General features: G+C 63.4%; 12 protein-coding genes. 6 read left to right on the forward strand and 6 right to left on the reverse strand.

The genetic code is table 11. The features are described 5' to 3' along the window. The first annotated feature begins 257 nt into the window (after positions 1-257). The 5 genes from G5179_RS18985 (at position 258) to G5179_RS19005 (ending at position 5,496) form a co-directional block, all read left to right on the forward strand. On the forward strand, positions 258-1,616 hold the full coding sequence (locus G5179_RS18985; RefSeq protein WP_421255478.1) for an NCS2 family permease: 1,359 nt from the start codon (positions 258-260) through the stop codon (positions 1,614-1,616). 238 nt (positions 1,617-1,854) lie between these two features. Further along, entirely contained in the window at positions 1,855-2,925 is a 1,071-nt protein-coding gene (gene dhaK, locus G5179_RS18990) for a dihydroxyacetone kinase subunit DhaK (protein ID WP_064341830.1), read from the forward strand. A gap of 9 nt (positions 2,926-2,934) precedes the next feature. Beyond that, on the forward strand, positions 2,935-3,564 hold the full coding sequence (gene dhaL / locus G5179_RS18995) for a dihydroxyacetone kinase subunit DhaL (RefSeq protein ID WP_021231630.1): 630 nt from the start codon (positions 2,935-2,937) through the stop codon (positions 3,562-3,564). Between the two features lies 1 nt (position 3,565). Then, positions 3,566-4,282 carry a dihydroxyacetone kinase phosphoryl donor subunit DhaM gene (gene dhaM / locus G5179_RS19000; RefSeq protein ID WP_216952176.1) on the forward strand — a complete coding sequence of 239 codons (717 nt, stop codon included), beginning with the start codon at positions 3,566-3,568 and terminating at the stop codon, positions 4,280-4,282. Positions 4,283-4,413: 131 nt separating this feature from the next. Further along, positions 4,414-5,496 (forward strand): glycerol dehydrogenase, encoded by a 1,083-nt coding sequence (locus tag G5179_RS19005; RefSeq protein WP_319919201.1) that lies wholly within the window; start codon positions 4,414-4,416, stop codon positions 5,494-5,496. 92 nt (positions 5,497-5,588) lie between these two features. Here the strand turns inward: G5179_RS19005 and dhaR are convergent, their stop codons facing one another. The 5 genes from dhaR to G5179_RS19030 all read right to left on the reverse strand — a co-directional run bounded on the left by dhaR (position 5,589) and on the right by G5179_RS19030 (position 10,809). Continuing rightward, positions 5,589-7,490 (reverse strand): dihydroxyacetone kinase operon transcriptional regulator DhaR, encoded by a 1,902-nt coding sequence (gene dhaR / locus G5179_RS19010; RefSeq protein WP_335843643.1) that lies wholly within the window; start codon positions 7,488-7,490, stop codon positions 5,589-5,591. A 122-nt stretch (positions 7,491-7,612) separates the two neighbouring features. Then, positions 7,613-8,473 (reverse strand): patatin-like phospholipase family protein, encoded by an 861-nt coding sequence (locus tag G5179_RS19015; protein WP_421258910.1) that lies wholly within the window; start codon positions 8,471-8,473, stop codon positions 7,613-7,615. Positions 8,474-8,751: 278 nt separating this feature from the next. Further along, positions 8,752-9,651 carry a hypothetical protein gene (locus G5179_RS19020; protein WP_421258911.1) on the reverse strand — a complete coding sequence of 300 codons (900 nt, stop codon included), beginning with the start codon at positions 9,649-9,651 and terminating at the stop codon, positions 8,752-8,754. Positions 9,652-9,725: 74 nt separating this feature from the next. Then, positions 9,726-10,415 (reverse strand): LrgB family protein, encoded by a 690-nt coding sequence (locus G5179_RS19025; protein ID WP_005357793.1) that lies wholly within the window; start codon positions 10,413-10,415, stop codon positions 9,726-9,728. Further along, positions 10,408-10,809, reverse strand: coding sequence for a CidA/LrgA family protein (locus G5179_RS19030; protein ID WP_113740422.1), 402 nt, complete (start codon positions 10,807-10,809; stop codon positions 10,408-10,410). Before G5179_RS19030 ends, G5179_RS19025 begins: the two co-directional genes overlap by 8 nt. Before the next feature lie 134 nt (positions 10,810-10,943). Here G5179_RS19030 and G5179_RS19035 point away from each other — a divergent pair, with 134 nt between their 5' ends. Next, a complete protein-coding gene (locus G5179_RS19035; RefSeq protein ID WP_042052322.1) occupies positions 10,944-11,828 on the forward strand; it encodes a LysR family transcriptional regulator in 885 nt (294 codons plus the stop codon). Here G5179_RS19035 and G5179_RS19040 read toward each other — a convergent pair. After that, positions 11,822-12,706 carry a hypothetical protein gene (locus tag G5179_RS19040; protein WP_421258912.1) on the reverse strand — a complete coding sequence of 295 codons (885 nt, stop codon included), beginning with the start codon at positions 12,704-12,706 and terminating at the stop codon, positions 11,822-11,824. The two genes, G5179_RS19035 and G5179_RS19040, sit on opposite strands and share 7 nt — an antisense overlap. Between the last annotated feature and the right edge of the window lie 77 nt (positions 12,707-12,783).

Genomic DNA, 12,783 nt, shown 5'->3' on the forward strand with positions numbered 1-12,783 from the left:
TCTGCAAGAATTAAAAAAACCCGCTTAGGCGGGTTTTTTGTTTTTCCCCGCTTTTTCCTCACTGATCTCCCCTCCCCCGACCGCTTGATCCCTCCCTTACACGCTCTCACCGCTTGAGTCTTAGAATGAGCTCCGAATGGACTCAAAATGTAAAATAGTGACGAAAAAGTCAGGTTATCCGCTGTATTTGCCGCGAATTCTTGCTATTTTGCGCGCCACCAACGCAAACGATTTCCTTCACACTTTCAGGATTAGTTATGGCAAAGCAAGATATGGCCGCCCAAACAGGGACTGGCGGCTTTCTGGACTCTTATTTTTCCATTTCTGCGCGCGGCAGCAGCGTGCGTCAGGAGCTGGTCGCGGGGCTGACCACCTTCCTGGCGATGGTCTACAGCATCATAGTGGTGCCGAACATGCTGGGCGCAGCCGGCTTTGAGCAGGGCCCGGTGTTTGTGGCCACCTGTTTGATCGCCGCCTTCGGCTCCCTGCTGATGGGGCTGTGGGCCAAGCTGCCAATGGCCATCGGTTGCGCCATATCCCTCACCGCCTTTACCGCCTTCAGTCTGGTGCTGGGTCAGGGACTGAGCATTCCGGTCGCGCTGGGCGCCATCTTCCTGATGGGTGTGCTGTTTACCCTGATCAGCGTCACCGGCGTGCGCCAGTGGATCCTGGACAACCTCCCCTCCGGCATCGCCCACGGTACCGGCATCGGTATCGGTCTGTTCCTGCTGCTGATCGCCACCAACGGCGTCGGCATGGTGATCAAGAACGAAGGAGCTGGCCTGCCGGTACAACTGGGTGAAGTGACCGCCTTCCCGGTCATCATGACGGTGCTGGGTCTGGCCGCCATCTTCGGTCTGGAACGTCGCAAGGTGCCGGGCGGCATCCTGATGGTGATTATCGCCATCTCCATCCTCGGCCTTATCTTCGACCCGAAAGTGACCTGGCAGGGCTTCTTCGCCATGCCGAGCCTGACCGGTGAGAAGGGCTCACTGGTGGGCAGCATGGATCTGCTGGGCGCCCTCAATCCGGTGGTCATTCCGACCGTGCTGGCGCTGGTGATGACCGCCGTGTTTGACGCCACCGGCACCATCCGTGCCGTGGCCGGTCAGGCTGGCCTTATCAACGAGCGTGGCCACATCATCAGCGGCGGCAAGGCCCTGACTGCCGACTCCGTCAGCAGCATGGTGGCAGGCGTCGTTGGCGGTGCTCCGGCGGCCGTCTACATCGAATCCGCCGCAGGCACCGCGGCCGGTGGCAAGACCGGTCTGACCGCTGCACTGGTCGGCGTGCTGTTCCTGCTGATGATCTTCCTCTCCCCGCTGAGCTATCTGGTACCGGCTTACGCCACCGCACCGGCGCTGATGTATGTCGGTCTGCTGATGCTGGGCAACGTCACCAAGCTGGACTTCAGCGACTCGGTCGATGCGCTCTCCGGCATGCTGTGTGCCGTCTTTATCGTGCTCACCTGCAACATCGTGACCGGCATCATGCTGGGCTTCGTGGCGCTGGTCGTTGGCCGCATCTTCGCTGCCGAGTGGAAGAAGCTGAACGTCGGCACCGTCATCATCGCCCTGGCGCTGGTGGTCTTCTATGCCGGTGGCTGGGCCATCTAACCCGCCCGCATATTCCGGTTGTAGCGAAGGGCCCTGCGGGGCCCTTTTTCATGGCTGTGAGTCAGCTAACAGTTTCCCGCCCGCCAGCCCTGCGCCGTTTCAGATTGAAACACCGAGCCCCCTTCTGCTGTTTCAAATCCGAACCAAATCACCCGTCATTTTTATCCCTTTTTCTGTCGTTAGACTGGCTCCATCAACCATTTGCCCACCCGTGCGGTGGCAAGCCAAGGAGTGAGCCATGAAGAAACTGATCAATGCCGTCGATGCTGTGGTCCGTGAACAACTGATGGGGATGGCAGCCGCCCACCCCGAGCTCAAGGTACGTATCGAACCCCACTACATCACCCGCGCCGACTCCCCCGTGATGGGTAAGGTGGCGCTGGTCTCCGGCGGTGGCAGCGGCCACGAGCCGATGCACGGCGGTCTGGTGGGCAAAGGGATGCTGGATGGCGCCTGCCCCGGCGAGATCTTTACCTCTCCGACCCCGGATCAGATGTACGAGTGCGGTCAGGCCGTTGATGGCGGCGCGGGCGTGCTGTTTCTGGTGAAGAACTACACCGGTGACGTGCTCAACTTCGAGACCGCGGTCGAGCTCCTGCACGGCGACGGCGTAAAAGTGGGCTTCGCCCTGATCGATGACGACGTGGCGGTCAAAGACAGCCTCTACACCGCCGGTCGCCGTGGGGTTGCCACGACCGTGCTGTGCGAGAAGCTGGTCGGTGCCGCAGCCGAGGCGGGCTATGACCTTGCCCGCTGCGAGGCGCTGGCCCGCCGCATCAACAACCAGAGCCGCACCATAGGCGTGGCCATGCATGCCTGCACCGTGCCGGCCGCTGGCAAGCCCTCCTTCACTCTGGCGGACAACGAGATGGAGTTCGGCGTCGGTATCCACGGCGAACCGGGCATCGAACGTCGCCCCTTCACCGACCTCAATACCCTGGTGGACGACATGTTCAGCGAGCTGGCGGACAACACTCCCTACGGCCGTACCCTGCGCCACTGGGATCGCACCAGCGGCAGCTGGCAGGAAGAGCACACCTTTATTGAACCACTCAACAAGGGCGATCGGGTTATCGCGCTGGTTAACAGCCTCGGCGGCACCCCCATCTCCGAGCTCTATGGCGTCTATGGTCGCCTTGCCACCCTGTGCGAGGAGGCGGGCATCCATCTGGTGCGCAACCTGATTGGCCCCTACTGCACCTCGCTCGACATGACCGGCATCTCCATCACATTGCTCAAGGTGGATGATGAACTGATGACCCTGTGGGATGCCCCCGTTCACACCCCCGCCCTGCGTCGCGGCTGCTAAGGAGAACCCATGTTAAGCAAGCATCACATCGTCAACTGGCTGCTCGACTGCGAGCATATCTTCACCGAGCAGCGTGACTACCTCACCGCGCTGGATACCGACATCGGCGACGGCGACCACGGCCTCAACATGCAGCGCGGCTTCGCCAAGGTGGCCGAGAAGCTGCCAGCAGTGGCGGACAAGGATATCGGGCAGGTACTGAAAACCACCGGCATGACCCTGCTCTCCTCGGTCGGCGGTGCCAGCGGCCCGCTCTACGGCACCTTCTTCATCCGGGCGGCGGCCAGCAGTGACGCCTGCCAGAGCCTGAGCCTCAGTCAGCTGTGCAAAATGCTGAGCGACGGGGTCGAGGGGATCGTCTCCCGCGGCCGTGCCGAGCCGGGCGACAAGACCATGTGCGACGCCTGGTGGCCGGCACTGGCCGCCCTGCAACAGGCGCAGCAGCAAGAGCTGCCGCTCAACGAAGCACTGGATAAAGCGGTGGCAGCCGCCGCGGCCGGTACCGAGGCGACCATCCAGATGCAGGCCCGCAAGGGGCGCGCCAGCTATCTTGGCGAGCGCAGCATCGGCCATCAGGATGCTGGGGCCACCTCGACCCTGCTGCTGCTGACCGCCCTGCGTGACAGAGCGAGGTTGTGACATGATCGGAATCGTAGTTGTCTCTCACAGCGCCATGCTGGCGGCCGGTTTGAAAGCGCTGGCCGACCAGCTCGGCAGCCCGGCCCGATTGCTGCTGGCGGCCGGGGTCGATGACCCCGACCACCCCATCGGTACCGATGCCATCGCGGTGATGAGTGCGATTGAAGAAGCGGACGACGGCAGCGGCGTGCTGGTGCTGATGGACTTGGGCAGCGCCCTGCTCAGCGCCGAGACCGCCCTCGAACTGCTGCCCCCGGAGCTGAGCGCGAGGGTGCGACTCTGCCCCGCCCCGCTGGTCGAGGGTACCCTGGCCGCCATGGTGGCGGCCGGTTCCGGCCTGACGCTGGATGAGGTGGCCGCCGAGGCGATCGGCGCGCTGGGCCCGAAACAGGCGATGCTGCCTGCCAGCGCGGCGCAGGCCGCCACCGAGACAGCCCCCGTTGTCGACGACGGCTGGCTGCGCTGCGAGGTGGTGGTGGATAACCCCCACGGCCTGCATGTGCGCCCCGCCGCCCGACTGGTGGCCGCCCTCAAGCCCTTTGCCGCCGAACTCAAGCTGCAAAAGGGGGATAAAGAGGCCAATCCCCGCAGCCTGACCCGGCTCGCCATGCTCAACGTGCGTCAGGGCGATGCGCTCACCCTGCTGGCGCGCGGCGAGGATGCCACCGCAGCATTGACCTGCTTCCAGCAGCTGGCCGACGAGCGTTTCGGCGACTGACGCCGCACGCCACTGTTTCAAGGGCTGCACTCGCTCGCTGAGCCTGTGCAGCTTCATTCAAGACGAAGGAGTCCCCGGCACAGCCGCCCCTTCGCCCCGATTCTTAATTCATAAAGAGAGAGGGATAAAATATGGACCGCATTATCATCAGCCCCAGCAAATACGTGCAAGGCAACGGGGCCCTCGCCAATATCGGCAACTACGTCAAGGCGCTCGGCAGCAAGCCGCTTATTCTGGCCGACGCCTTCGTCACCAAGCTGGTGGGCGATACCGTAGCCACCAGCTTCCACGGCGCCGGTATCAAGCCGGAGTTCGACTGCTTCAACGGCGAGTGCTCCCGCCCCGAGATCGACCGCCTGCTGGCCCGCTGCCAGCAGACCCCGTTTGACGTCATCATCGGCATCGGCGGCGGCAAAACGCTGGATACCGCCAAGTCGGTCGCCTTCTACCAGAAGGTGCCGGTGGTCATAGTACCCACCATCGCCTCCACCGATGCCCCCACCAGCGCGCTGGCGGTCATCTACACCCCGGAGGGGCAGTTCAGCGAATACCTGATGATCCCGACCAACCCCAACATGGTCATCATGGATACCGGCGTGGTCTCCCGCGCCCCGGTACGGCTGTTGGTCTCCGGCATGGGTGATGCGCTCTCCACCTACTTCGAGGCGCGGGCCAACAAGGTGTCAGGTTGCCAGACCATGGCCGGTGGCGCCTCCACCCTGGCGGCGCAGGCCATTGCCGAGCTCTGCTACAAGACTCTGCTGGCCGATGGTTACAAGGCCAAGCTGGCGGTAGAGCAGGGGCTATGCACCAAGGCGGTGGAGAATATCATCGAGGCCAACACCTACCTGAGCGGAATCGGCTTCGAGAGCAGCGGACTGGCCGCCGCTCACGCCATCCACAACGGTCTGACCCAGCTCGCCGAGTGTCACCACCTCTATCACGGTGAAAAAGTGGCGTTCGGTACTCTGGTGCAACTGGTGCTGGAGAACGCGCCGATGGCGGAGATCGAAACCGTGCTGGGCTTCTGCCGCTCGGTTGGCCTACCGACCAACCTGCATATGATGGGAGTCAAGGAGCTGGATATGGCGAGCCTGATGGAGGTGGCCAAAGCCTCCACCGCCGAAGGGGAGACCATCCACAACATGCCGTTCAAGGTCACCGCCGAGGATGTGCTGGCGGCCATCGTCACCGCCCACCAGTTGGGGCTGTAGCAGCGCCACCACTGACCCCGCCATATAAAACGGCCCCGCAACTGCGGGGCCGTTTTATATGGCGGGCCGATTCGCAACGACCTCAATAACCATCAGCCGTGATAGTCAGCAGGATCGATCTCGAGCAGCTTGAGTCGTCGCCACAAGGTGGTGCGGCTGATACCCAAATGCTGGGCCATCTGGCTCACCTGCCCCTTGCAGGCGTGAGCGCAGCGCAAAATGGCTTGCCGCTCCAGCTCCGCCAGAGTGAGCAGCGGTTGCCCCACCACCTCGTCGGCCACCCGTTGATAGCCGTGCCGAATGGCGGCGGGCAGCGCCTCGGGCGGGATCGGCCCCTGACCGGCATGAAGCAGGGCATGCTCGACGGCGCTGCGCAGCTCCCCCAGATTGCCGGGCCAGGGATAGGCGAGCAGACAATCGAGGGCCGCCGGACTGAACTGGCGCACCGGCTCGCGCCCCTGCGCTGCCAACTGCTGGCTGATCAGGCCCGGCAGATCGGCCGCGCGCTCCCGCAATCCCGGCAGCCACAGCTCGCACGCCTGCAAGGCATAGAGCAGCTGGCGGCCAAACAACCCCTCCTGCACCAGCTGCTCCAGCGGGGCGCTGCTGGTGGCGATGATCCGCACCTTGAGCGGCAGGATGCGGGCCGAATCGAAGCGCTGGATGCGACCGGTCTTGAGCAGTTGCAGCAGCGCCGCCTGCATGGGGGCAGAGAGGCACTCCACCTGCTCCAGTACCAAAGTGCCGCCGTGGGCCAGCTCGAACTTGCCCGCCCGCTCCTGCCCCGCCTCGTCGGAACCCATCAGCTCCAGCGCCATCCGCTCGCTCGGCAGCGCCTTGCAGTTGAGGGTAATAAGCGGCCCGGCGGCCCGTTCGCTGCCAAAGTGGATCGCCTCCGCCAGCTGGGCCTTGCCCACCTCCTCCTCGCCGCGCAGCAGGATCGGCCCCTGACTCTGGGCCGCCTGCCGGGCGTAGCGCAGCAGCTTGCGCATGGCGCTCGACTCCCCCACCAGCGCCGACAGCTCGGGCACCGTCTGGCGCAGCTGATGAATGGCCCGCAGCCGATCGACCGGGTGCAGCAGGGCGATAAAGCTGACCCCTTCCGGCCCCGGCAGCGGCTTGAGGCTCACCAGCGCATTGATAAACTCCCCCTCCTGCGCGCCGAGCCGCTCCAGCGTCACCTCCACATGACTCAGTGGCGTTTGCCCCCTGATGGCCAGCTGCAACCGCTGGGGCAACAACAGGTGCTGCTCCAGCGGCTGGCCGAGACAGAGTGCGGGATCGAGCCGCAGCCGGTGGGCTGCCAGCGCATTGAGGTAGCGCAGCCGCCCCTGCGGATCCCAGGCCAGCACGCCGTCATCCATGCCGTCGAGCAGGGCGTAAAGTTCGCTCAGGTGGTGCTGGGACTCCTGCATCAGGGTCTCCATCTGCAGCAGATGGGCCAGCTCGCGCCCGGCGCTGACGGTGAGCGCCAGATCGCCGGCGCTCGCCTCCTCCACCTTGCAGATCAGGGCGATGATGGCGACCTGACGACCATTGCTGTTGTAGACCGGGCTGGCGCAGCTGTGCCACGGGTGGAGGGTCTGGTTGAAGTGCTGGGGGCCGCTGACACAGAGCGGCACGCCCTCCAGCGCCGCCAGATTGATGGCATTGGTGCCGATGCGCCCCTCGCTGAAAAAGGCGCCGGGGCCAAACCCCAGCGCCGCCAGCTCGCGCAGGGTATCCGGGTGGCCGGTTTGGGCCAGCAGGCAGCCACTCTCGTCGGTGAGCAGCAGGGCGCAGGGGCGCCCCTCCATAAATTCGTAGAGATCCTCGAGGGCCATCTCGCCGGTGGTGAGCAGATCCCGCTTGCGCTGGCGCAGGCTCTGCAAGGTCTGCCCCTTGGCGCTGTGGGGCGGATGCCAGAGGGTGGCACTGGTCTGGTGGGCGCAGCGCAGCCAGGATGCCTGCAGATAGTCAGGCCAGGCGAGCAGCGGCTGAAGGTCAGATGGCATGGTCACAGCAATATCCGGCAAGATGTGAGCCGACCATTTAACCACGCCAGCGCCCCCGATTCAGTGACCTGCCTCAGAGGGTGGCAACCCCGTCCCAGTTGTGTAAAACCGTCAGGTTGCCACTAGGCTGCACGTACAGTCCTGGCTGCTCGCAACACGCTCTGGCGCCCCTGCCAGTAGCCCTGCAGATAGCCGGACTCCAGCTTGACCGGATCCTGAGTAAAACGGGAGACCATGAAATCGGCCGGTGGCGCGATCACCTCGATGTCGCAATCGGCAGGGGGATTGGCGATGAAATCGAGCGCCCGGTTGTAGGCGCGATCCCGCTCCAGCATAGCTTGCGCCAGTGCAGGCTGGGTTTTCAGCAAGGCTTTGACCATCCAGCAGAAACGGGCCGGCTTCTTGCGATAGCCCCAGGGTTCCGACAGCACCACCGTCATCCGCCGCGCCCCGCGCCGATAGGCCTCTATCACCGGGATCGAATCGCTGATCCCGCCATCGGCCATCGGGCGACCATCGACGCAGGGGGTATCGTGCTGCACCACCGGCAGGGCGCAGGTAGCGGTCAGCACCTCATCCATGTTGTCGGGCCGCACCGGCAGATAGATGGCCTTGCCGCTCGCCACATCGGTCGCCACCGCATAGAAGGGAATGTCGCGGGCGCAGAAAGTGTCGAGATCGAGCGGGAAGCGATAGCGACTGGCTTGCCACAGCCAGCCGATGTCCACCAGATCGCCCCCTTTGACGAAACGCAGGGGATCGAGAAACCGGGAGCTGCAAGCCAGCTCGGTGATGATGTGGTGACTGCGGCGCGGCTGCTCGCTCAGGTAGGAGACCAGATTGGTGGCACCGGCCGAGACGCCCATGACGAAATCGAACGGATAGTGATGGCTTTCCACGAAGGCATCGAGCACGCCGCTGGCAAAGATGCCGCGCATCGCGCCCCCTTCGACAATCAGGGCACAAGAGTGGGGATTAAACATAACAAGGCTCCGTCAGCTGTAATACCTGCCGGGATCGATCCCGGCCCAGTGATGGACGCCTTCATGCAGAACATCCAGACGCCGCAGCAGGACGATTCAAGCTCACTCGCACAAGCCAGAAGCAGTACAAGGGCAAACCTGAACCGTGAAGCGACCACCAGTATATGCAGCGCACCAACCTTCAAAAAATGAATTTAAATAATAAAAAACATGCCTTTTTGGCATGATTAAGCGCATCGGTAGAGACGGCCCTTTATCCGCTAACAACACCATCAGGATCAAGGCAACCCGGGCCCGAACGTCCCGTCGACGGGGTTGTAGTGGTACGCCCGATAGTCAAAGTCCACCTTATCAAGGCGCGGATTGGCCAACTCGAACAACAGGCGTCTGGGGAGCAGCGCCTGCTCGAGGGAAGGTTTGAAGTGGCGCAGCCAGAGCTGTTGCAGCGAGCCATCCCGCCACGCCAGCTTGAGGCCGACCGAGAGGCGGCGGATGGCGGCCTGATTATCCTTGTGGGTGTAGAAGAGGTGGAGGAAGGGATAGTGCAGCGCCACTCGCCGATCCACGGTGAGGCCGGGCAGATCACTGTGCTGCTCCTGCTCGATGAAGAGCTCGTTGGCCCCGCGGCAGAAGAGATCGATGCGACCGCGAGCCACCAGCTTGAACAGCCGCTCGTAACCGTCGATTTCCTGCACCTTGAATCCCCCATGACGCAGGATCTCCGCATCCTGCCAGCCACGTCCCTGCCCGTGCAGAAATTGCTGCAGGTCGGTCAGGGTATTGACCTTTGCCACCGCGTCGGCCTGCTGCGGGCTGACAAAGCAGATGCGATAACCGAGGATGCCCAGCTCCACCGGAAAACGAACGTAATCCAGCGCACCGCTCTCTGCGGCCGGGCGCAGACTGTCGGCCACAAACAGATTGGGGTATTGCTGAGTCTGCACAATCTGTCGCATCCGGATACGGTTCATCGGCGGCGCGGTTCGCAGCTCGTAGTCACCGAAGCTGTCGCGGGTCTTCTCCAGCGCCAGCTGCAACAGATCGCGAAAATAGAGGGTACGCAAGTCCCGATCGCTCTCGGGGCTGATATGAGTGATGACGTCGCTCGCCCGTAGGGGAGTGGCAAGGAGGGAAAGACTGCACAACAGCAAGCAGGAAGCGAGGCGATGAAAGGTCATACTGCTCATCCCGGGAATACAGGCTCACTAGAGTGTAGCGCCGGGACGAGCCGCCTTCTAAAGGGAAGCCCGGCCTACCAGAACATCCGGCCCAGCAGGGGTGCCAGCAGCACGGTCACCATACCGGCGATCATCATCACCATGCTGGAGACCACACCCTCCTCATTACCCATCTGATAAGCCCTGGCAGTGCCGGCGCCGTGGGCCGAGGCACCAAACCCCGCCCCCTTGCCGAGGCGACTGCGAATGGCCAGCACGGTGAGCACGCTCTCCCCCACCGCCATACCGATGACGCCGGTCAGCACCACAAACAGCGCCGTGAGGTCGCTCTGACCGCCGATGGCGCGGGTCGCCTCCACCGCAAACGGCGTGGTGATGGAACGCATCGCCAGACTGCGCTGCAACATGTCGGAGAGATCCAGCCAGCGGGCCAGCAGCACGGTACTCCCCACCGCCATGATGACCGATGCGACCACCCCTACCGACAGCGACAACCAGTGGCGACGAATGAGCTGGCGGTTCTCGTAGACCGGCACCGCGAAGGCGACGGTGGCGGGGCCCAGCAGCCAGAGCAGCCAGTGGGATTCCGCCATGTAATCCTGATAGGGGATGTGGAACAGCAGCACCACGGCCACCAGCAGGGTCGGCGCCAGCAGCAGCGGCATCAGCGGCAGAATGCGCTTTTTGCCATAGAGCCATTTGCTGGCGTAGTAGAAGATCAGGGTGAGGGCGAAACAGATCAGCCCGAGCAGGGTATCAGACATGACGGCGACTCCGGCGGGCCAGTTTCAGTTCGAGGCGGTAGACCCGGTCCACCACCAGCGCCGTGGTACCGAGCACCAGCGTAGTGCTCACCAGCAGCACCACCATGATGCGCCACCCCTCTTGCAGCAGCAGATCCTGATAGTTGACCACCGCAACCACGGCGGGCACGAAGAAGAGCAGCATCTCGGCCAGCAGCCAGCGAGCCCCCGCGCTGAACCACTCGGCCTTGACCACCCCGAGCAGGATGCAGACCAGCAGCAACAGCATGCCGGTGAGGTTGGCGGGCAGCGGCAGATGGAGGGTACGCACCGCGGTATCGGCCAGCAGCCAGATGGCTGCCAGCAACACAATCTGGAAGGGAGTCTGTAACCAGCGCAAGCAGAGGGCTTTCATGATCATCGTCTTTCTGTGAACCGGCTCACAGTATAGAGTTGAGCAAAACCTGCCAGAAATGAATTAAAATTATCAAATTCATGCCGCATAGGCATACTTCATCCCGTACCCGCCAACACGAGTCGAGAGAGTCCATGGATATTCGCGCCCTGCGCTATTTTGTCGAACTGGTGCGGGAAAAAAGCTTCACCCGCGCCTCTGAAAAGCTGTTCGTCACCCAGCCCACCATCAGCAAGATGATCCGCAATATCGAAGAGGAGCTGGGCCAACCCCTGCTCAACCGGGAAGGGCGCCGCTTCACCCTGACCGACAGCGGCCAGGTGCTGTTCAACCGGGCCCAGACCATCTTGGCTGAGATGCAGCAGCTGGAGGCCGAACTGGCGGATCTGCAGAGCCTGCAACATGGTCGCCTCACCCTCGGCATTCCCCCCATGGTGGGTCACGTCTATGCGGATCTGATCCGCGCCTACCGCACCCGCTATCCCAAGGTGGAGCTGACCCTGGTGGAGTACGGCGGTCGCCGCATCGAACAGGCGGTGCTGGAGGGGGAGCTGGATCTCGCCATCACCATGCTGCCGACCAAAGAGGGGGGCGCCCTCAGCGCGCTGGAGCTGGATCAATACCCGATCCGGGTGGTGCTGCCTGATCAACCGCGCTGGCATGGCGATGCACCGCTGCGGCTGGAGTCTCTGCAGGAGGAGCCCTTCCTGCTCTATACCCAGGCGTTTACCCTGAGCGAGCGACTGGAGCAGGCGTGTCAGGAGGCGGGCTTTGTGCCGCAGGTGGCGGCGCGCAGCAGCCAGTGGGATTTTCTCACCGCCATGGTACGCAGCGGCATGGGGGTCGCCTTCTTGCCGGAGCCGGTCTGCCACCGGCTGACCCCGGATGGTCTGGTGCTGCGGCCGCTGGAGCCCGAATTGAGCTGGCGACTCGGGGTGATCTGGCCGAGCGAGCGCTATCTGTCGCGCACCGCCGAGGCCTGGCTGGCCCTCTGCCGCCAGCGGCAGGCACCTCAGTAATCGCCGAAGCGATCGGTTTGCGGATTGTAGAAGTAGGGGCGGTAATCGAAGCTGATCCCGTCGAGGAAGGGGTTATCCAGTCGCAACAGTCGGCGCTGGGAGAGCTTGGCAAAAGCGATGGCCGGGCCAAAGCTCTTGCGCCACAGCGCCTGTAGCGAGCCATCCTGCCACGCCAGCTGCAACCCCCGCTCGACCCGCTGCAGCGCCTCACGATTGTTGGGATTGGTGTAGAAAACCCGGGGCAGCGGGTAGTAGATCAACAAGGCGTCATCCACCAGCAGATCCGTCATCTCCTTGTGGGTAAGCTGCTCGCTGCGCAGCTCGCTCACCCCGCGGCAGAAGAGATCGAAGCGGCCCCGCGCCACCATCTTGAACAGCTTCTCGTACCCTTCCACTTCCACCACCTCCATCCCGGCGTAGCGCAGGATATCCACATCCAGCCACCCCTTGCCCTGACCGAAGGTGAACTGGCGCAGCCCCTTGAGGTCGGTCACTTTGCTCACCGCCGCCTTTTGCTGCGGACTGACAAAACAGATGCGGTAGCTGACGATCCCCAGATGGATGGGAAAACGGACATAGGCGAGCCCCAGATCCTCGCGGGTGCTGCTGTAGCTGTCCATCACAAAGAGGTTGGGATAGCTGTCGAGCTGCATGCTGAGCCGCTCGGGCGCCTTGGTCATGGGCGGCGCAGGCTCCAGCAGATAGTCGCCAAACTGGTCGCGGGTCTTGTCGAGGGCGAGCCGCAGCAGCTCCCGATCATAAGTAGTGCGCGGATCCCGCTCGCTCTCCGGGCTGATATGGGTAAACCGGATGGCCGCCTGTCCGGTCAGCGACAACACGCAGAGCAGAGCGGCAGCAAGCAGATGCAGGGGTGACATAAACCGCGCCTTGGCTGAAAGGGTACTTTCAGTGTAGCCCCTAGCTTGGCCGCTCGGCCCTGCCACCACCCCACGCT

It is taken from the genome of Aeromonas sp. 600886 (genome assembly GCF_049174935.1).
Classification (GTDB): domain Bacteria; phylum Pseudomonadota; class Gammaproteobacteria; order Enterobacterales; family Aeromonadaceae; genus Aeromonas; species Aeromonas veronii_A.

Bases quoted from the DNA above. Each gene is read 5' to 3' on its own strand.
- G5179_RS18985 (WP_421255478.1), top strand. From the start codon at position 258: ATGGCAAAGCAAGATATGGCCGCCCAAACAGGGACTGGCGGCTTTCTG.
- dhaK (WP_064341830.1), top strand. From the start codon at position 1,855: ATGAAGAAACTGATCAATGCCGTCGATGCTGTGGTCCGTGAACAACTG.
- dhaL (WP_021231630.1), top strand. From the start codon at position 2,935: ATGTTAAGCAAGCATCACATCGTCAACTGGCTGCTCGACTGCGAGCAT.
- dhaM (WP_216952176.1), top strand. From the start codon at position 3,566: ATGATCGGAATCGTAGTTGTCTCTCACAGCGCCATGCTGGCGGCCGGT.
- G5179_RS19005 (WP_319919201.1), top strand. From the start codon at position 4,414: ATGGACCGCATTATCATCAGCCCCAGCAAATACGTGCAAGGCAACGGG.
- dhaR (WP_335843643.1), bottom strand. From the start codon at position 7,490: ATGCCATCTGACCTTCAGCCGCTGCTCGCCTGGCCTGACTATCTGCAG.
- G5179_RS19015 (WP_421258910.1), bottom strand. From the start codon at position 8,473: ATGTTTAATCCCCACTCTTGTGCCCTGATTGTCGAAGGGGGCGCGATG.
- G5179_RS19020 (WP_421258911.1), bottom strand. From the start codon at position 9,651: ATGACCTTTCATCGCCTCGCTTCCTGCTTGCTGTTGTGCAGTCTTTCC.
- G5179_RS19025 (WP_005357793.1), bottom strand. From the start codon at position 10,415: ATGTCTGATACCCTGCTCGGGCTGATCTGTTTCGCCCTCACCCTGATC.
- G5179_RS19030 (WP_113740422.1), bottom strand. From the start codon at position 10,809: ATGAAAGCCCTCTGCTTGCGCTGGTTACAGACTCCCTTCCAGATTGTG.
- G5179_RS19035 (WP_042052322.1), top strand. From the start codon at position 10,944: ATGGATATTCGCGCCCTGCGCTATTTTGTCGAACTGGTGCGGGAAAAA.
- G5179_RS19040 (WP_421258912.1), bottom strand. From the start codon at position 12,706: ATGTCACCCCTGCATCTGCTTGCTGCCGCTCTGCTCTGCGTGTTGTCG.